Source organism: Bifidobacterium sp. UTCIF-39 (genome assembly GCF_006408715.1).
Classification (GTDB): Bacteria; Actinomycetota; Actinomycetes; order Actinomycetales; family Bifidobacteriaceae; genus Galliscardovia; species Galliscardovia tissieri.
This window is the reverse complement of sequence record NZ_JEOG01000028.1, coordinates 1-19,717: the sequence shown is the minus strand read 5'-3', so window position 1 is coordinate 19,717 and position 19,717 is coordinate 1. Positions and strand designations below refer to the sequence as shown.

General features: G+C 59.3%; 16 protein-coding genes. 11 read left to right on the top strand and 5 right to left on the bottom strand.

Going from position 1 to position 19,717, the window contains the following annotated elements; genetic code table 11:
• The first annotated feature begins 99 nt into the window (after nt 1-99).
• The 3 genes from EP30_RS09925 (at nt 100) to EP30_RS09915 (ending at nt 3,266) form a co-directional block, all read left to right on the top strand.
• Nucleotides 100-1,164 (top strand): carbohydrate ABC transporter permease, encoded by a 1,065-nt coding sequence (locus tag EP30_RS09925; protein WP_094664086.1) that lies wholly within the window; start codon nt 100-102, stop codon nt 1,162-1,164.
• Nucleotides 1,164-2,090, top strand: a complete 927-nt coding sequence (locus EP30_RS09920; protein ID WP_094664084.1) for a carbohydrate ABC transporter permease — start codon at nt 1,164-1,166, stop codon at nt 2,088-2,090. The genes EP30_RS09925 and EP30_RS09920 overlap by 1 nt, the downstream gene beginning before the upstream one ends.
• 132 nt (nt 2,091-2,222) lie before the next feature.
• A complete protein-coding gene (locus tag EP30_RS09915) occupies nt 2,223-3,266 on the top strand; it encodes a LacI family DNA-binding transcriptional regulator (RefSeq protein ID WP_140558353.1) in 1,044 nt (347 codons plus the stop codon).
• A 195-nt stretch (nt 3,267-3,461) separates the two neighbouring features.
• On the opposite strand, the gene EP30_RS09910 is transcribed toward EP30_RS09915, so the two are convergent.
• Both EP30_RS09910 and EP30_RS09905 read right to left on the bottom strand, forming a co-directional pair.
• On the bottom strand, nt 3,462-4,082 hold the full coding sequence (locus tag EP30_RS09910; RefSeq protein WP_094664081.1) for a DUF624 domain-containing protein: 621 nt from the start codon (nt 4,080-4,082) through the stop codon (nt 3,462-3,464).
• A 74-nt stretch (nt 4,083-4,156) separates the two neighbouring features.
• Nucleotides 4,157-4,963, bottom strand: a complete 807-nt coding sequence (locus EP30_RS09905) for a hypothetical protein (protein WP_140558349.1) — start codon at nt 4,961-4,963, stop codon at nt 4,157-4,159.
• A gap of 358 nt (nt 4,964-5,321) precedes the next feature.
• Between EP30_RS09905 and EP30_RS09900 the strand changes: the two genes are divergently transcribed.
• The 4 genes from EP30_RS09900 to EP30_RS09885 all read left to right on the top strand — a co-directional run bounded on the left by EP30_RS09900 (nt 5,322) and on the right by EP30_RS09885 (nt 11,862).
• Nucleotides 5,322-7,670, top strand: a complete 2,349-nt coding sequence (locus EP30_RS09900; RefSeq protein ID WP_181160874.1) for a glycosyl hydrolase — start codon at nt 5,322-5,324, stop codon at nt 7,668-7,670.
• A gap of 105 nt (nt 7,671-7,775) precedes the next feature.
• Nucleotides 7,776-8,882 (top strand): LacI family DNA-binding transcriptional regulator, encoded by a 1,107-nt coding sequence (locus EP30_RS09895; protein WP_258185472.1) that lies wholly within the window; start codon nt 7,776-7,778, stop codon nt 8,880-8,882.
• 193 nt (nt 8,883-9,075) lie between these two features.
• Nucleotides 9,076-10,590, top strand: a complete 1,515-nt coding sequence (locus tag EP30_RS09890; protein ID WP_375137757.1) for an amino acid permease — start codon at nt 9,076-9,078, stop codon at nt 10,588-10,590.
• 171 nt (nt 10,591-10,761) lie between these two features.
• Nucleotides 10,762-11,862, top strand: coding sequence for an AEC family transporter (locus tag EP30_RS09885; protein ID WP_140558340.1), 1,101 nt, complete (start codon nt 10,762-10,764; stop codon nt 11,860-11,862).
• A gap of 149 nt (nt 11,863-12,011) precedes the next feature.
• On the opposite strand, the gene EP30_RS09880 is transcribed toward EP30_RS09885, so the two are convergent.
• Nucleotides 12,012-13,322, bottom strand: coding sequence for a zinc-dependent alcohol dehydrogenase family protein (locus EP30_RS09880; RefSeq protein WP_219846823.1), 1,311 nt, complete (start codon nt 13,320-13,322; stop codon nt 12,012-12,014).
• Between the two features lie 528 nt (nt 13,323-13,850).
• Between EP30_RS09880 and EP30_RS09875 the strand changes: the two genes are divergently transcribed.
• Nucleotides 13,851-16,001 (top strand): alpha/beta fold hydrolase, encoded by a 2,151-nt coding sequence (locus EP30_RS09875; protein ID WP_181160873.1) that lies wholly within the window; start codon nt 13,851-13,853, stop codon nt 15,999-16,001.
• Between the two features lie 186 nt (nt 16,002-16,187).
• Here the strand turns inward: EP30_RS09875 and EP30_RS09870 are convergent, their stop codons facing one another.
• Both EP30_RS09870 and EP30_RS09865 read right to left on the bottom strand, forming a co-directional pair.
• On the bottom strand, nt 16,188-16,523 hold the full coding sequence (locus tag EP30_RS09870; RefSeq protein WP_094664060.1) for a hypothetical protein: 336 nt from the start codon (nt 16,521-16,523) through the stop codon (nt 16,188-16,190).
• Between the two features lie 64 nt (nt 16,524-16,587).
• A complete protein-coding gene (locus tag EP30_RS09865; RefSeq protein ID WP_140558335.1) occupies nt 16,588-17,160 on the bottom strand; it encodes a hypothetical protein in 573 nt (190 codons plus the stop codon).
• 885 nt (nt 17,161-18,045) lie between these two features.
• Between EP30_RS09865 and EP30_RS09860 the strand changes: the two genes are divergently transcribed.
• The 3 genes from EP30_RS09860 to EP30_RS09850 all read left to right on the top strand — a co-directional run.
• Nucleotides 18,046-18,450 (top strand): hypothetical protein, encoded by a 405-nt coding sequence (locus EP30_RS09860; RefSeq protein WP_094664058.1) that lies wholly within the window; start codon nt 18,046-18,048, stop codon nt 18,448-18,450.
• Between the two features lie 174 nt (nt 18,451-18,624).
• Nucleotides 18,625-19,317 (top strand): DUF4417 domain-containing protein, encoded by a 693-nt coding sequence (locus EP30_RS09855; protein ID WP_140558333.1) that lies wholly within the window; start codon nt 18,625-18,627, stop codon nt 19,315-19,317.
• A 2-nt stretch (nt 19,318-19,319) separates the two neighbouring features.
• The coding region (locus EP30_RS09850) for a hypothetical protein (protein ID WP_140558331.1) at nt 19,320-19,717 on the top strand (398 nt) is incomplete at its 3' end.

Sequence of the window (19,717 nt, the reverse complement as noted above, 5' to 3'; positions counted from 1 at the left end):
CGCCAGGGACACCAGGCGCGCACCTTCCTTCCCACACATCCCCACACACATCCGACAAACGGCGGCTGAGTCGGCCGCATCGGCAACATGGAGCACGTCATGACGACGACAACAATGGATGCGACGGCATACGCCGCAGTTCCCGAAAACCACAAGCCCAGGGACTGGCGCAAGGCACTGATCATCGTGGCCTTCTGCGCGATTCCGCTCACCCTCCTCATCGTGTTCACCTACCTGCCCTTCGGCAGCATGGTGAGCTACAGCTTCTACAAGATGAAGTACATCGGCACGCCCCGCTGGGTGGGCCTCGACAACTACGTGCAGGTGTTCACCCGCCCCGACACCCTCTCCTCGCTCAAGCTCAGCCTCTATTACGCGGTGGGCGCGCTCATTCAGGTGGCGCTCGCCCTGTATCTGGCCACCATCCTGAGCTTCAAGGTGAAGGCCGGCAACTTCTTCAAGGGCGCGTTCTTCTTCCCCTACCTGATCAACGGCATCGCGGTCGGCTTCATCTTCAAGTTCTTCTACACTCGCGGCTACGTGTTCGACACCGTACTGCAATGGTGTGGCTTCGATCTCAACCACCTGCCCTACTGGCTCATGGACCAGTCGATCAACAACTGGTCGCTGGTGGGTGCCTCCATCTGGCGTTACCTCGGCCAGACGGTGATCCTGTTCATCGGTGCGATGATGTCGATCGACGGATCGCTGTACGAGGCGGCCGAGCTTGACGGCGCGAACAAGTTCCAGCAGTTCCGCCACATCATCCTGCCGAGCATCAAGACGATCCTCGTGCTCAACGTGATCCTCGCGATCACCGGTTCGCTCTCCGCCTTCGAAGGCCCGTACGTGATCACCTCTGGCGCCAACGGCACCGCCACATACTTCGTGCTCATGGATCGCCTCGCCCACGTCAACCAGAAGGTGGGCCTCGCATCCGCCATGGCCGTGGTCCTGCTCGTCATCATCCTGATCTGCGCCATGCTGCAGCAGCTGTTCTTCAACTACCTGTTCCGCGACGCCGACGACGGCGTGGCCAAGGCCCGCAAGAAGGCCAAGAAGGCGCAGCGCCGTCGCCAGCGCGTGGCCGCAGGCAAGGCCCCGCTGTTCCGTAATTCGTCCCCGGCCGCGTCCGACGCGGCATCAGCCAAGGAGGTGGCGTGATGAACGCCGTGAAATCCGCAACCCGGTCCGAGGCACGCCGCGCCGCACGTGGTCAGGTCTCCAACGCCGATTATTGGAAGACGTTCTTCTACAACGCCAAGGTCTGGTTCTTCATCTTCCTCAAGTACTTCAGCCTGGTGTTCTGCGCCTTCTGGTTCCTGCTGCCCGTCGTCAGCTGCTTCGTGACGGCCGCCAAGACCGAGAAGGAATACCAGAACACGTCCGTCATGCAGATGCCGGAAAACTGGCTGAACTTCCAGAACTACTTCGACGCGTTCCGGCTGTCGAACATGGCCGTGGCGTTCCGCAATTCGGCGATCGTGCTTGTGTTCGTGCTCATCATCACCACGCTGATCGGCACGCAGCTCGCCTACGTGCTCAGCCGTTTTCAGTTCCCCGGCAACACCGCGATCCGCGCCCTGTTCACCGTGGCCGCACTGCTGCCCGGCATCGCAATGCAAGTCTCGATGTACAAGATCATGACCAACCTGCATATGGTCAACACGCTGTGGGGGTACATCATCATGATGTGCGGCACCGACGTGATCTCGATCTACGTGTTCATCCAGTACTTCGAGAACATCCCCGTCTCGCTTGACGAATCCGCGATCATGGACGGCTGCTCCTACTTCACCGTGTATGCGAAGATCCTGCTGCCGCTGCTCAAGCCCGCCATCGTCACCTGCCTGATCCTCAAGGGCGTGGGCGTGTACAACGAATACTATGCCGCGAATCTGTACCTTCAAGACAAATCGACATTGGGTACGGTAGCCATCTCGTTGTACTCGTTCACCGGCCCGCAGGGCAGCAAGTACAACCTGATCTGCGCCGGCGTGATCATCACGCTGCTGCCCATGCTCATCCTGTTCCTGATCTTCCAGAAGCAGATCTACAACGGCATCGCCGCCGGTGCCGTCAAGGAGTGAGGTCGGTCGAACCGAACGGCTCCGTCAATGATGCCGCGGGAAACGCGTCCCGCGGCATCATCGTATCCGGCGTATTCGCAATATTCGCCGGCTTCCGTTTTCCATCTGATTTCCATCCGACGAGGAGAACCCATGAAATCAAAGGTGACCATATCCGACGTGGCCAAGGCCGCCGGCGTATCCAACAGCGCCGTGTCGTATGCGCTTAACGGCAAGGCTGGTGTTTCCGAGCAGACTCGCGACAAGGTGCTGTCCGTGGCGTCGCGCATGGGGTGGCGGCCGAACCGTGCGGCCAAGGCGCTGTCCGACGCCAGCACGCGTACGGTCGGCCTGGTGCTCACCTACGATACGGCCGTGCTGTCGATCGAGTCGTACACGATGGAACTCATCGCCGGTCTTACCGCGGAATTCGAAAAGGCCGGATATTCATTGCTAGTGCGTTCGTCGTCGAGCCGCCGGCACGAGTTGGCGGTGCTGCGTGAGTGGGTCGCCGCCGGTGCCGTGGACGCGGTGCTACTCATGAACGTGGAGTTGGGGGATCCGCGCATCGAACTGTTCCGCGAGCATCCCCGCATGCCGGTGCTGTTGCTGTGCGACGAATCGTTGTCCGGCGGACTGCCGGCGTTGTCCGACAACGGTCGTGCCGCCACGCACCTGGTGGTGGACTACTGCCATGGACTCGGGCATCGGCGGATCGCCCGTGTGGCGGGCTCCGAACAGATGGGGCATACGTTCATCCGCGACAACGCCTTCCGTGAGGAGTCCGCGGCGTTTGGCATGGATTACCTGTGCCTGCATGCGGATTATTCGCCGGAGTCGGGCGACCGTTGCACCAGACGGCTGCTGTCGTTGCCGCAGCCACCCAGCGCGATCGTGTACGACAGTGATGTGATGGCACTGGCCGCGCTGAAGGCCGCCGCATCCATGGGGGTGCGAGTGCCCGACGACCTGTCGATCATTTCATGGGATGACTCGTTCATGTGCAGAATGAGCTCGCCAGGTGTCACTGCGTTGAATCGCGATGTGGTGGCACGCGGACGCAAGGCGGCTGGTATGCTCATCGACCTTGCCGAAGGACGAACGGTGCAGCCGCATGCCGAGGTCGCCGACGACCTGATTGTGCGCGGTTCCTCAGCGCCGGTCGGCGATGGCGTCGGTGTCGAAGTCGCCGTCTGACTGTGCGCGGGGGCATTCGGTTTTTCAGCCGCAGTCGTGGTGGGCGCACTTGCGGTTGTCATCGAATATTCGGACGGTGCCTGTGTCCGCATGTTCTGGCAGAGCACGCCGTCTTCAAAAACCGACAGCGTTTCGACGAAAGCCATCCCCAATGGTGGGGATGGCTTAACGTGAGCGGCAGGACGTTTTGATGGTTCAGTCGATGATATCGGAGCGTTTCATCAGCGCGATTACGACCCACGCTGTGCAGCCGGTGAGCACGATGCCCCACAGCGTACCGGCGAGTACCGGGCCACCGGGCGCGATCATCGCCACGATGAACGGCAACGCGTTGAGTGCGAGTATGGCGAGCGCCACGAGCGGATGGGCGATCGCCACGGCGAACGATCGGCGGATCTGCGCGCCTGCACCGCGGTCGCTGCGCGACATGAGTGGGAAGACGAAACCGAGTCCGGCGGCGACCAACGCGATCACCGTGGCGCAGATGCCGTAGGCGAGGGAGGCGATGTCGATGTTCGTCAGGCCGTGGGTGAGATACCACAGGTCGAACAACGCCAGCGCCCAGAAGGCGCCGATGATGACGGTGATGCCGATCGAGGTGCCGATGCGTCGGCGGAATGCGGCGGCGAACCGGCGCAATACGTGGGCGTCGTCACCGTCGTGGATGGCACGGGCCACATCATATAGCGCGCCGGTGGAGGCGCCGGCGGTGACCACTGGCAGACAGCAGACCGCCCATGCCACGTTGACCATGGCGAGGTCGCCGATGGTGGACATGACGTCGTTGTATGCGCTGCCTTGTGCGAATGCCTTCATGATTACTCCTTGACGAATCGGGTGGATCGGGTGAATCGGGTGGATGGTCTGACGGGTGCGACCCGTACCGGTCGTCATCCTCGCAGGTAGTCGATGAATCGCTGCGCGGTGGCGAGGTTGCCGGATTCCTGGGCGAGTCCAACGTAGGTGTCGGTGTTGGGATTCGTGGTGGGTTCGGTGATCGAGGCCCATTGTGCGAGTCCGTCGATCTTTGCGCCGAACGGTTCGCTTGCGCCGCGGCCGGACCCGTTGTAGTCGGGGTCGTCGGTGTCGCGGTCGTCGAATCCGGGGAATGTGACGATGTCCGCATCGAGTGCGGCGCGCTGCTCGCCGGTGAGTGCGTGGTCGAGGTCGGTCATGTAGCCGTATCCGGCGAGCGTGGCGAAGTCGTCATGGTCGGCGATGATCACGTCGATTTCGCCGTTGCCGAGCATGGTCTGGAGTTTGCTGAGTCCGTCCTTGCCCAGGTCGAAGTAGGCATCGACGACGATGCCGGATTCGCGGCCCTCGGGGAGTCCCATCGCCTGTGCGGCTTCGGATTGGAGGCTGGATGCCTTGGTCGTGTCGATTGCGCCGTCGATGACCGCCACGTAGAGTGCGGGCGCGGGGGCGGGCGTGAGCATGTGCACGGCGAGGAACACGACGGTTGCGATGATCGCGATGCCGGCGAGTGCGCGTGCGAGCAGCTGGTCGCGGAAGTACCTCCAGCGTTGACCGGCGGGCAGTGCGCGCAGTATGGCGATGCGGGAGCGTCGAGCGTCCGCCAGAGCGGCGGCGGTCTTCGGCGACGCGGATGATCCCTGTGTTTCGATGCGTTCGTCGTCGCGACGGCGAACCGTTGGTAACGCCGGAATTCGCGGCATCGTCGTCCGTGACGTCATCGTGCACCTCCATGATCGATATACAGCACTGTACTCGAAAACCCTCATTTTGTGAAGCGGTTAAGTGCAATCTTTGCGAAAATGATAAATTGACGACAAATATACATAGTTTTATGAAGAAAGCGATCGATATTTTGCTGAACATATCAGGTCCATAAACGGGGATGTTTGGTGCGCATACAATGATGATTAAGCGGTTCAGTAATGCAGTGCAGCAAGCCGCTAGGAAGGAAAATCATCGTTGATGACAATGGATCAAATGCATATACATAAGGGAGTTGAAGGACGCGGACTCTGGCGGCGTATTGCCGGAGTGTGCACGTGTCTCGGTATGGTGATGACTGGAGGTGCATATGCCATGACGACGGCTGACTCGGCAATCGCGGCAACTGCGGATCACGCTGGCACGGTGGCCATCGTGGACCGTGACGCCACTGCGGAAACCAAGACACTGTTCGCCAAACTGCGCGACGCCGACACGATCATGACTGGTCAACAGCACGCCAATGATTACGCGGTATCCACCGACGAGGAAAATCAGGGCACCGGCTCCGATATCTACGCGCTCACAGGAAAATACCCATCTGTTTGGGGAATGGACACCCTGTCGATCTACGGCTACGAAGGACCCGGCATCAGGGAGAATGATTCGTGCGACATCACCTGCCAGACCAACAACATCGCCATTCTTGACGGCAAGATCCGTCAAGCTGACAGCCTCGGGGCGATGACGACACTCTCCGCGCACTGGTACAACCCGGTGTCAGGCGGCTCATTCAACGACACCACCAAAGCCGTGGACCGGCTGCTGCCCGGCGGCGACAGCCAAGCCGCCATCAACGACTACCTCGATCGCATCGCCGACCTCGCCAACGGAGCGAAACGCGACGACGGCACACTCATTCCAATCGTCTACCGTCCGCTTCACGAGAACAACGGCGCATGGTTCTGGTGGGGTGCCACGCACGCCACCAGCGACGAATACAGGGAACTGTATCGGTACATCGTCGACTACCTCACCCAGGTCAAGGGTGTGCACAACCTGCTGTTCTCCTATTCGCCCAACGGCACGTTCGGCGGCGATCTGGGCACCTATCTGGAAACATACCCCGGTGATGACTACGTGGATGTACTCGGCTACGACGCCTACGACAGCGGCGACGTGAACGATTCCAGCGAATGGGTGGGCAACGTGGTGAAAGACCTCGCTGCCATCGCCAAGCTGGGTGAACAGAAGGGCAAGCCCGTCGCCATGACCGAATTCGGGCGGGGATCCAACAAGATGATCGCCGAAGACGGCAACGACACCGACACGCAGTGGTTCACCCGACTGCTGAACGGCATCACCGCCGACCAGAATGCGCGGCACATCGCCTACATGATGACATGGGCCGATTTCGGCGGCAGCGGCTCGTCCTACGCCACCTACATCCCGCGCAAGGGTACCGCGCTCGGCGACGACTATACGAAGTACGCCGCTGATCCGGCGATCGCTTTGGCATCCGGCCGCATCGCCGACTATTCCGGCACCTATACGGCCGCCTCGCGTGTCGCAGCGGCCCGTATTGTCGCGCCCACGGAAGGATCCCGTGAAGAGGACGGTGCCCTGACCGTATATGCGCGTGTCGAGGGAACCACTGCCGGTAAGGCGTGGTTCACCGTCAACGATGACGCCGACCGGCATGAACTCACCGCCGACGGTGCGAACGGAGGACTCTACATGACTGGCACCTGGCAGGTGCCGTCCGAACTCCTCGCCAACGAGAAGGCCACGTTGCATCTCACCGTAGAAACCGCCGCCGGTACGTTGACTGATCAGACCGTAGTGGTGCTCGGCGCCCGACCAGAACAAGCCGCCGACGTGGTCGACAACTACGACGCCTACGTGGATGACGCCGAACTGCGTGCCTCCTACTCCGTGGCGAATGCGAGCTCCTCGGCCATCGCACTGCGTGCCAATGACGAAGCCGCGATCAAGGCGGGAGCCACCGGTGCTAACGCGCTGAAAATCGACTACGACTTCGACAAGGCCCCCGGCTACATGGGCGCATCGCTCGTGCTCGGAGCCACCCGTGACTGGTCGGCATACGATCATCTCAATCTGTACCTCGAATCCGATGGTTCCGCCCACAAGTTCGTAGTGCAGCTGCAGGCCGGCGGCGTGACGTTCGAAGCCTACCCGTTGCTGGAGCAGCAGCGCTCCGGCATGGTCAGCATCCCACTGGCAGACTTCACCACCGCACCGTGGGACACTGCAAACAAGGGTGCTGTGCTCGACTCCGCCAAGCTCGCATCGGTGAGCGCGTTTTCGCTGTATCTCAACGACGGCGATCAGGACCTCGAACCGTTGCCGAACGGTGCCACCCGTCACCGTACCGGCACGATTGTGATCGATTCGATCCACTGGAGCGCTGGTGAGCCTGATTCCGGTGACGACGATGGCAACGGCGACAACGGCGACAACGGCGACAACGACGGTGAAGGCGGCAACGGCAACGTGCCCGAACCGGGCGCCACGTCGTCGCCGTCGGCCGACCCGCATCCTTCCGGAACGCCGACGCCCGCCCCCGCTACTGTTGCAGACAGCGCCAAACGTCCCTTCACAGGTCTGGTGCGCACCGGCTCCGCAGTGGTCGGACTCGTACTCGTTGCTCTCGCGGCCGCCGGTATCGGTTTCGGACTGCGTTACGCGCGACGCCGTAACTGACTGATTGCCGTCACTATGTGTGACAACACGTAACCATAATCGATGGCGCGCCCGTCTCACCCCGGCCGATGTTAGTATTGCGTACGACTGTACTGGTTAAGTTGAATGGCAGGGACTGAGATGGGCGCGTCAAAATCCACGATCACCATCGCCGATGTGGCCAAGGCCGCAGGAGTGTCGACGAGCGCGGTGTCGTACGCGTTGAACGGCAAGAAAGGCGTCTCCGAGAAAACCCGCGCCAAAGTGCTCAGTGTTGCCGAAAGCATGGGATGGCGTCCCAACAGTGCGGCGAAATCGCTGTCCGATTCGCGTACGCGATCGATCGGCGTGGTTCTGCTCATGCACGACACCGACGAATTCGCTTCCGGCAACTACAACATGGAATGTCTGGCCGGTCTGAGCAGTGTGCTCGAATCCGTCGACTATTCGATTACGTTGCGTATGACCACCGGGGGAGCGTCCGCCGCATGCCGCATCCACCGCGACTGGATCGAATCCGGCCGCGTGGACGCCCACATGGTTCTGGGCGTGGAATTCGACGATCCGCGACTCGATCTGTTCCGCAGCCATCCGAACGTTCCTGTGCTCTTCCTTGCGCAGGAGCAGACCACGCGCGGTCTGCCCACCTTATATAGCACCGATGCCGACGGCGCCCGCACCGTGGTTCGTCACCTGCACGAACTCGGCCACACGCACATCGCTCGCGTGGCCGGCCCCGAGCAATACATGCATACGCTCATCCGCGACAGCGCCACCATGGACGAGTGTGCCAAACTCGGCATGCGCTGCGACTGTCTGCACGGCGAATACTCCCGCGAGGACGGCGCGCGCCTGACCATCATGTTCCTCGGCTTCGCCGACCGTCCCACCGCCATCGTCTACGATGGCGATTCCCAAGCTCTGGGCGGACTCGATGCGGTGCAGAACTGCGGTCTTGCCGTGCCGGACGACATCTCCCTCATTTCCTGGGACGACTCCGCCGCATGCCGCTCCTCCGTTCCGCCACTCACCGCGTTGCACCGTGACGTTCGTTCCATCGGCAAGAAGGCCGGACGTCTGCTGCTCGCCATGATCGATGGCGAAACGGTCGGTGCCGTTCCCGAGGATCCGTACACGCTCGAGGTGCGCGGCAGCACCGCAAGGCCTGCAGGTTCCGCGGAACCCGTGGGCTCCGCCGGTTCCGAGGACTCCGCAATCCTCCCCGGCGCGTGACCTTGTCCTTGTGCCGTTCGCGCATCATCGGCGTCCTCGTCCTCATCCGTTCCCGGCGTCCACATTCATCGATTCCGTTACATAAAGTTCCCGTCGGTTTTGTAATCTAAAGCAATTGCCGTATTGCGAGCCATCGCGTCGCGCCGGGAGCGTGCTGCGGATACCGCAGAGATGGCGGGAAATGAGGAGTTGTATGCAGGACGTCGAGGAACTTGACGCGGAAAATCAGATGAATCGCGGTTTGAAAAACCGCCATGTGCAGTTCATCGCCATTGGAGGAACCATCGGAACCGGTCTGTTCCTCGGTTCGGGAAAATCGATCTCGCTCACCGGTCCAAGCATCATATTCGTCTATATCGCCGTGGGCATCATCATGTTCCTGCTCATGCGCGCCATCGGCGAAATGATGTACCGCGATCCGAGCCAGCACACGTTCATCAACTTCATCACCCGTTATCTGGGCCGTGGCTGGGGGCACTTCGCCGGCTGGACATACTGGATCGTGCTCGTGCTGATCGGCATGAGTGAGATCACGGCCGTGTCCACATACTTCGTCACGTTCTTCGACACGTTCGGCATCGACCTGTCCGGATGGAAATGGCTGATCGAGCTGTGCTTCCTCGTGGCGCTGTCGGGCATCAACCTGATCGCGGTGAACGTGTTCGGAGAAGCCGAGTTCTGGTTCTCCATGATCAAGATCACGCTGATCTGCGGCATGATCGCCACCGCCGTGGTCATGCTGGTGATCGGCTACCATTACCCGGCCGTGCAGATCACCGGTTCCGACCACATCAGTCCCGCCGGTCAGGTGAGCCTGTCCAATATCACCGACGGATTTTCGCTCGCGCCCAACGGATGGCTCGCCCTGCTCATGAGCTTCCAGATGGTGTTCTTCGCCTACCAGATGATCGAGTTCATCGGCGTGACCGTGTCCGAGACCGAGAATCCGCGCAAGGTGCTGCCCAAGGCGATCAACGAGATCATCCTGCGCGTGCTGATCTTCTACGTGGGCGCGCTCGTGGCGATCATGGTGATCGTGCCGTGGCGCAACTTCCAGCCGAATTCGGACGGTTCGTTCGCATCCCCGTTCATCATGGTGTTCAAATACGCCGGTCTTGACTGGGCCGCCGCGCTCGTGTTCTTCGTGGTGATCACGGCCGCGTCGTCGGCACTCAACTCGCTGCTCTACTCGGCCGGACGCCACCTCTACCAGCTGGCGCAGGATTCGCCGTCGCCCGCCATGCAGCGACTTGGTGTGGTGTCCAAGCGCCACGTGCCGGCGCGTGCGATCCTCGTGTCCGGTGCGATGATTCTGCTGTCGCCGATCATCAACGCGATCCCGTCGATGTCGAGCGCGTTCGTGCTGTTCTCGTCCGCGTCGTCGGCCGTGATCATCTTCATCTACGTGCTCACGATGGTGGCCCATCGCCGATACCGTGTGAGCGGTGATTTCATGGCCGACGGCTATGTGATGCCCGTCTACAAGTTCACCAATACGCTCGCGATCGCGTTCTTCGTGTTCGTGTTCGCCACGCTGTTCATCTCCGGGGACACGCGCGGTTCGGCCATCGCTGCGCTCGTGTGGCTGATCGTGTTCGGCGGATTCTGCCAGTGGCGTCAGCATCTGGAGGACCGGGACCTCAAGACCGCAATGAATAAGGTGGATCGGTCCCGCCGGGCGGCTGAGGAGGTCTCCTCCCGCAAGTAGAACAGACTCGGGATTTGACCGCGGAATCACCGCGGAATCGACACGGGCTCCCTCGCAAGGGGAGCCCGTTGGCGTGTGGGCATCCGGTGCTCGGGGTGTGCCAAAGGAATACGCGGGAAAGCGCGTGAATGCACGGGAAAGTGCGGGAATACGCGGGAATAGGAGGGGAGCATGTCGCAATTCGAGATCGTGGTCGGCCAGATCGTCGGCTTCTTCATCATGATGATGATCGGCTACGGATGCGTGCGGCTGCGGTTCTATGGCATGAAGACGCTCGACGGCATGTGCATGCTGCTCACGCGCGTGCTCATCCCGTTGCTGGTGTTCAGCAACGCGGTGGACGGCACCACGCGCGCCGAGCTGGTTGGCAATTGGGGGATCATGCTCCTCACGGCGATCATGTATGCATCGCTTATGGCCGTGTTTGCCGTGGTGGCATGGGCGATTCGCCTGCGTGGCAGTCGCAGTCATCTGTTCCAGGCGGGATTCATCTTCGGCAACGCCGGATTCATCGGCATTCCGCTGGTGTTGGCACTGTTTCCCAAGCATGGTGCGCTGTTCATCGTGCTCATGTCTATCGTCGATCAGGCGTTGCTGTGGACGTACGGTGTGTGGCTGTGCGAGCCGGTGAAGGAGCGTGGGCGCGGGGGAGCGGGCGCTGGGGCGGCTGCGGAGTCTGCGGCTGCGGCATCTGCGGCGGCCGCTACTGCGGGCGCGGGAGCCGCGGGAACCTCCGGCTCAGCAAACCCCGTGGCCGCAACTGGTTCCGGTTCGCATCCGTCGCCGCACGCGTCGCCGGTCCTCGCGCTGTTGCGCCGATTCGCCAACCCGGCCATTGCGGGCATCCTTATCGCGTTGGTAATCATCATCGCCGACTGGCAGGTGCCGCCCATGGTACTCACCCCGTTGCACACCATCGGCCAGATGGCTACACCGCTGTCGCTGTTCTATCTCGGCGGTCTGTTCGCGCTCACCAAATGGTGGGGCGTGTTCAAACGCTACGAACTCTATGTGGGTCTCGTTGTCAAGATGCTGGCATTCCCCATTGGCTTCTACTTCGCCATGACCGCGCTCGCCGCCATGACGCCGTTACCGATCACGCACGAAATGATCCAGATGATGTCGCTCATTTCCGGCCTGCCCACCATGACCACCGTCGCCATGTTCGCCGGACGCTCCAAAAACATGCCGGAATACGCGGTGGGACTCGTACTGGTCAGCACATTGTTCTCTCTGGCGTCCCTCACCGCCATCTCCACGGTCATTTTCTGATTGTTTATGGCCTGAGAATATTTGTTTGTGATCTTCGGTAGGTGATTGCCGCCCAGAAAAATCACACAACTGCAATGTACAGAGTTGTGACCCTTGGAATTGCCAGGGTCCAAAATCGCTACATTGCAGTTGTGCGATTTTTCTGGTGATCACACGGGCATCAGCACCGCTGCGCCGGTGAATGCACCTGCCTTGAGATCCTTGAGCGCCTGCTGTGCCTGGTCCAGCGGGTACGGGTGTGCATCGATCTTGATCTGATGCGTGGCGGCGAACGCGAGGAACTCACGCCCATCCTGCCGCGTGTTCGACTCCACCGAGCGGATCTCCTTCTCGTGGAACAGATGCTGCTCGTAGTTGAGCGGCGGCACATCGCTCATATGGATGCCGGCCAGACTGAGCACGCCACCGGGACGAAGAGCCTCCAGCGCCGGCGGCACGATCGCGCCGACGGGCGCGAAGATGATCGCCGCATCCAGCGGCTCATCCGGCTGGTCATACGCATCGTTCGCCGATGCGCAGCCAAGGTTCAATGCCAGACGCTGCGCATCACGCCCGCGCGTCAGCACATGCACGCGCATACCAAGCGCCAGCGCCACCTGCGCGGTGATATGCGCCGAACCGCCGAAGCCGTAGAGCCCCAGTGCCGGACGATGCCCCACGATCTCGGCGATGCGCTCACGCGCCTGCCCGGATTCGATGTCGGCGAATGAAACGCCGTCGAGCAGCCCGGTGCGCTTCAATGCGCGGTAGCCGATGATGCCCGCGCACATCAATGGAGCCACGGTCTCCAACGTGTAGGACGGTTTGTCGTATGCGGTCCCGCCGGCAGCCGTCCTGCCATCCGTGGATTCGCCGCCCAACAGCCCCTCCAGCGAATACACGTAGTCGTCCGGAGCCACCATGTATTCCGCATATCCGCCGTGCGCATCCCATCCGTTGTACAGCGAATGCCGACACAGATTCTCCTTGCCGGCCACGCAGAACTCGCATTCGCCGCACGTGTGACGCAGCCACGCCACGCCCACGCGCTCGCCTACGTGAAGCTGCGTATGCTGGCCGTTGATGTCGATGCCCTGATCGGCACCCAACGCCACGACCTCACCCACCACCTCATGGCCAGGCGTCACATGCGGCAGATGCGCCGTCAGATCACCTTCGGACACATGCAGGTCGGTACGGCACACGCCGCAGGCGAGCACGCGGATCAGCGCCTGACCGGGGCCGGGCGAGGGGATGGGTTTCTCGATCCATTCCAGCGGATCGTTCTCGATCGGCCCGGGCTTCTCCCGCATTTGCCATGCGTGCATGGTGGTGACCCCGGGTGTGATGGCGGTTGTGTCGGTTTGGTCGGCTGCCGGGTCGGTCTGGCCGGTCGGTCCGGCCTGAGTTGTGGGATTGACGGTGCTCTCCATACCTCCGTCCGTCACTGGACTGATGATTGCTTCCTCGCCGTTCGTCATGCTGGTTCGCCTTTCCCAAACTTGCTGGTGCGTGTGTCTTCCTCGTCTGCTTCTCTGCCCTGTGTAGCTCGCTGCCAGTCCCCCATCAGACTTCGACAGAGGACGGCACACTGTCCCTTTCAGGTCTAGCACAATTACCGAACGAGAGATGGGGTTGCTCCGGCCGTGAGCGGCGAGCTAACCTTGCTTGCGGCTTGTGCCGGTCGGCTTTGGGGAGCTGGTATTCGAGTTGTCGAGGTGTGACGTTCGGGCACGGCATCGGTGCCGATCCAGGGCTATCTGTCGTTCGCTAGGTTGTATTCGCCTCCTGCAGAGGTCTAACCGCCCTTCACTAGGCAGGCTGGAAAAGAGCCATCGCCCGAAACTCATGTTTGTGGGCTGTTTTTGCTCATAGGCTCGCAAACGACTACCTAGCGAAACGTGGTTAGATGTTTGCATCCCTTCCAATCAACCTACCGAGCGGGAGATACGCGCATACGTAAGATATGAACATCAGACGAGCGGATGAGAGGAGGCCGGATTGTGACCATGACCATTCCCGATGCCAGTGTCGCGGCCACCGATGCCAATCCTCGCGGCGGCAGATTCCCTGAACTCGCACCCACGCCCACCATTCGCATGGCCATCGTCGACAATGACGCCATCACGCTTCATGCGTTGTCCGAACTGCTGTCCCAACGTTTTCGCGGCGTGACGGTCATCTGGAGTACGTCAGACGGGCGCGAGGCCATCGCCCCCGCCCTAGCCCCCGCCACGTCTCCCGACGTGCTGCTCGTCGATATGTCGCTGTCCGGCATGTCCGGAATCCGCGTGTGCCGCGAAATCCGTCGCCGCAATGACCGCATCCGTCTACTGGGCATCACCTCATTTCCGCTGGACAGTTACGCACGCAAGGCGAGCGCAGCTGGAGCCCAGGGTCTGGTCGGCAAGGAATCGATGCGCACGCTCTTTGACACTCTTGGTCGCGTGCTCGCTACCGGTGTGGGTCCACCGCAGTGCGGTGCTGAGTTTGAACCGGCCGCACAGGCCCATCGCCGATTGCGCGAAGAGCCTCCGCACGGCGTGGACGCATTGTCCCCCATGGAATTGCGCGTACTGCAAGCCTGCGCCGAGGGCAAGAGTCAAGAGCGCATCGCAGCCGAATTCGGCATCGCATCTGGCACCGTGCGCACGCATTCCGCCATGATCGCCGACATCATGAAGGACGGTGTCATCACGGCGCAGGAGATGAACGATCTGCAACGTCAGCAGATGGACTGCTATGCGGCCGCGGGATACGACATTCTCTATGACGATGATCTGACGGCGACCGTGATCCCCCGCGATGCCAATGCCGAGAGCGAGACCGAAGACGTGACGAGAAAATGCGATACGAATCAAGGATTCACCGACGTCTATAACGTCTATTTCGAAGCGCTACGTAATCCGGATGCGCGCGATCTGACGTCGGCGACGATCCAATGTCTGATCGATAACGGCCTGCTCGACAAGACGTATACGAAGGATGATTACGAGCGGGATTCCGAGAATCGCACCGGTCCGTATACGCCGGACCCGGAAACCGGCGGCGTGAACGATCAGGTCTACACGTGCGGCCGTGATCCTCTCGGCGCAACTTGCGATAGGGTGCCGCCGAAACGGACTGTGATGATGCCCTCAACTGTGATACACCGTATGGTGGAAAGCATCAGGAGGTGCGTCATGGTCGATGGATTCCGGTTTCCGCGGGTGCCGCAGTTCGGTCCGTTCGATACGCCCGGATTCATGCGTACGTTCGGCATCGACTGCTCGGTGGGGCAGCTCACGGCGATGACGTCGCGCAATCTCGATACGGCGAAGCGCGTGGCCGTGTTCATTCCGGGATACACCGGTTCCAAGGAGGATTTCATCCCGTTCTTCCCGTATCTGTGGCGGGAACTGCGTAGTGGTTATGAGGCGTCGCTGGGTGATGCGTCATCGTCACCGTCTCCATTCCCGGCACCGCCTGCCACCCGTCCCGACTTCGATCCCCACGACGTTGCCATCGTCGCATATTCCCAACGCGGTCAGGCCGATTCCGCAGCGCCGAACGACCGTCACGCCTATGAGCTGGACGATTTCGTGGCCGACGGATGCGAGGTTCTGGAGCGTCTGGGCGCAGCGGATCGCCCGATCGATCTGGTGGGGCACAGTTTCGGGGGAGTGGTGGCTCGGCGTGTGGCGTTGCGGCGGCCGGAGTTGCTGCGCTCGCTGACGGTGTTCGATTCGGGCGCGGTTCCGGTGAAGTTGTCGCCGGTGATCAAGGCGGGGCCGTTCCTGATCCGTCTTCTTGGCTCGATGTCGATGTACTGGGCGTACCGTCCCAAGCTCCGCGATGAGCCGCAGGCCGATCGTCTGGCGGAATTGTTCCGTCAGTGCATGCATGCGTCATCAAAGTACCATCTGGCGTCGGTCGCCGATTTCATGACGAAGTTCGATGACGTGACCGAGGAACTCAATATGTTTCACGTGAAACATGGTGTGCCGATCAACATCATGTATGGCAGAAACGACGACGTCTGGCCGAACGATGTCTATGATGCCGAGGCGACCGCGCTCGGCATCACGCCGGTGGTGTTCGAGGATGCCGCCCACCTTGCCCAGGACGATCAGCCCGAGGACTTCGCCCGCGCGCTCGTCTGTTTCTGGGCTGCGGCGTAGGCGTATACGAAAATACGGGCTGAACATGACGGTTCCGGCGATTCGTAGTGGGTTACGGACGTTTTGGAGTCGTATAGCGTCCGTAACCCACTACGAATTCGGGATTTCGTCTTGTTCGGCCCGTATTTGCCTGACTGCCGTCGACGGTGTGGCGCGGCGTACGGTGTGTAGTGCGGCAGGTAGAGGCTATTTGCCGTCTTGTTTCGTCTGCAAAATGTGCCGTAGCGTGATCTGAAGGAGGATTGCGCATGCTGCAATGATCCAGCAGAACGGGAACCCGAATATCGTGTGGATTAGCAGCGCCGAGATCCACGCCAATGCAAGTATGCCATCCGCCCAGCGTGCGGGAACCGAGCGCTGCTGGTCGTGGAGATTCTCCCAAAGGAATCCGAATAGCATTGTTACGGCTCCCATGCACAGGAGTGGCGTTGAAAGACGTGCGGATGAACGTTGGCTCATCATCCCGCAGATTATGAAGACAAAGCCGATCGCTTTGGCTACGGACGACAGTCGGAGCTGCATGGATCCTCCTTGATGCTGTGCGTTGTTGACGAGAACAGTACCTCGCCAACAACACAGGGGATGTTCATTGGGACGTTACCCAAGTGATATAGCCGCCGGTCTCGGTATTGGGCATCATGCAAATAATGACGCCCTTGCCCTTATTGTAGGCGCGGATTTGAGCTGCGCTAGTGTAGTAAATGGCCGAGGCGGCAAGTGCTCCAGCGGCGGGAACTGACCACTTGAACAGAAAACCACTGAGATATCCTGCTGCATCAGCAGCGACGTCATATTTTTTGGCGAGCTCTTCCGCTTCCGAGGAATTGAGATATATTTCAGTCAGTCCGGTCCAATGCCGTACGACTTTGGATTGCCCTCCAGCTCGAGAAATCTTGCTGAATGCCGTGACAGTGAAAGAGTCGTCGCTGGTTGCTCCGTGAGCAATCATTTCGTTCATCTCAGACAAGTTGTCGGTGACGTGGTTGATAGCTTCTGAGGAATAGCCTTCCTGTTTAGCTGCGGCCGCATCCAGTGTGATAGTCCCGTTGGTTTCTCTGCTGAGATAGGCATCCATTCCTCGCATGGTTGCAGGGATGGTTTTAATTTCGGTTGTTGTCGCGCTCGCGGATGAGGGGAGAATGAGAAGTACGGCGGTCATTGCGAGCGTTAGCAGTACGGCTATTGGTGTTGTGATCGCTCAAGAACGGGTTGTGTCCATTATTCACCTCGTTGTGGATTGTGGAATTGGGCAACGTATGTTGCTTGATTCCACGGTAACTTTGCATTAGCCGCAATGGCAAAAGGCTCGTCTACGTTTGAGGACAAGGGCGATGTCGAGAATTAGGGCGGGCGTAAGTCTGCCGGCCAAGATGTTTGAATGTGCCACGTCCGAACGGCGAAGCGTTGAACTTGTCGCCCGCGCGCTCGTCCGTTTCTGGGCTACGGCGTAGGCGTATACGAAAATACGGGCTGGACATGACGGTTCCGGCGATTCGTAGTGGGTTACGGACGTTGTGAGGCTTAGAAGTGTCCATAAGGGGGCTATATCTTTATCTTTTCTTGGTAGGTGGTTCGCTGACGAGTAGTTGAGTCTGTGAGCTCAAAGGAGCTCTTTGGTTATTCTGTTGTCTGCCAAATGGCTGAATGCCGATAAGATATATGAATGCGTATGTGGTAGACGTCATTTGGTCTGTATTTGCCATTTCTCTTGCTTCTACATGGCGATTGGCGATCGAAGTATCATGCCCCCCCCTAGTGACCTGATTCCATTCAGAGTTAAATGCCCGCATAAGGTCTTTGTGTTGAATTGTCGTTTAGCTCTACTTGGCGAAGTCTATTCAACTACTGCTAACCAATGCTTGTTTTTTGCCGAATATCACTAGAGCTGTATTCGTCAAATCTGCGCCATCCTTCATTGCCTTATGGAGAAAAATCGATTGGGAAGAAGCAGAAAACGCGAACCATCCACATATCTGGATGGCAATTAGGTGAAAGTGGTGTACAATCATCAGAGGTAGGGGGTACGCAGTCAAGGGAGTTGAAAATGGGGTTACTGGATTCATTTGAAGTGTTGCCTTATGTGACAGGTGTGCCGACCATGTCGGTCACGAAGGACGGGATCAACTTCAATAAGACGGTTGTTGAGAAGCTGTGTTCCCCTGCATTCGTTGTAGTCCTTGTTGACAAAACAAACCTCAAGCTGGCTTTGACGCCCTGTGATGAAAAGGCGCAAGGGGCGCGTCCGTTCTTGCGAGATGGACGATCGGCTCGAGCGGGAGTTCGTTGGAACAATACTGACCTTAAGGACTCCATCCAGACGATAACTGGATGGGACTTGGAGGACAAAGGGAGAAAAGTCGGTGGTAGATATTACCCGGAAGACAATGCGCTGATCTTTGACCTCACTACTTGGACCCCGATAGAAAGGAGAAGTACGGCAGCGGATTAGTCCACTGCATTTCTGTACGCTAAAGGAAAGCGCGACGAATTACGCCAATAATCCGTCGCGCTGGAAGATGACTAAAGATGATGTGTCACCTGCAAAGCACATTATCTCACGTTATCTTCCTCTCCTGAAGCGAATTGTTAACATTTGTTACTTTTCTTTCAGGGAAAGGAAGAAATGACCAGATTTACGCTCTTTGAGCTCTTCGCTCACCTTTGTGGAGAACTCCTGGCGTCCGGTATCAAGTTCACTAAAGACGGATACCCCGTGTTTCCGGAACATATCATGCTGGACTGCGGTACAAATGATATCGCTGACATGATTGATTGGAAGAATCGTCGCAGAGCGGAGTCCCCCGAGAATACAGTCGTCGTCATGTTCATGGATGACGAGCTTCTGTACCGTAGGCTGTTTCACCTTGAAAGTGACCTGCCTGCATACCGGGAATTCCTCGGGGTTACTGGCTTCGATCTCAGCCCCCGCATTGGTATGGACCCTGAACTTCAGCGGTTCAACATCATCCTTAGTATGATGGCCACCATTTGGCTCGGTCTGCACGGTGTGCAAATCGTTCCGAACTGGCGTATAGGCGATCAGTCCACAATCTCCGCATTGCGTGTATATCCACAGGGATCCACGTTTGCAGTCGGTACTCTCGGATGTTCGCGCGGCGGCAAGGAAGAGGCTCAATATGGTGAACTCATGTTGCGTACGAAACTGCTTATCACCATGCCGAAGCGCTTGTTTATCTACGGTCCGCTGCCGGAGCGATACGAGCAGATCCTTAACGAATTCGACACTCCCTACTCCCACTTCCGGGAGTATCGCAAACGTTCATATGCTGCTTCGCAACTCAGAAAGGAGGCATAGGCATGGACGTCAAATCATCGTATTCGTCTGCTGCGGCAGAGCAGCGAGCGGAAGCCGCACGACGACTTCTTGGTGGCGACAGCGTCTTGGCTTATGCATTCGCTCGTGGGCGTACGAGAACCGCACTGTACAAACAGAATTGGCAGGAAGTTGATATCAATGAAGTGATTGCAAGATTCACTCCCGGTGCTCAGATGAAGAAATCCGGTGTCAAGGTGCATTTCGTAGATCCACGTGGACGTTACGAAATTGTCGCCGACTCTGCAGGTGGGTACTTACGAATTCAGGACATACGAAACTTCCCCAAGAAGAAGCGCGTTTTCGTGGATTTGAATGGCAACGACGTTAGGTTTGTCCTCGTCAATGGCAAGTTGGAGCGTCGTGACAAAGAATCCGCCAT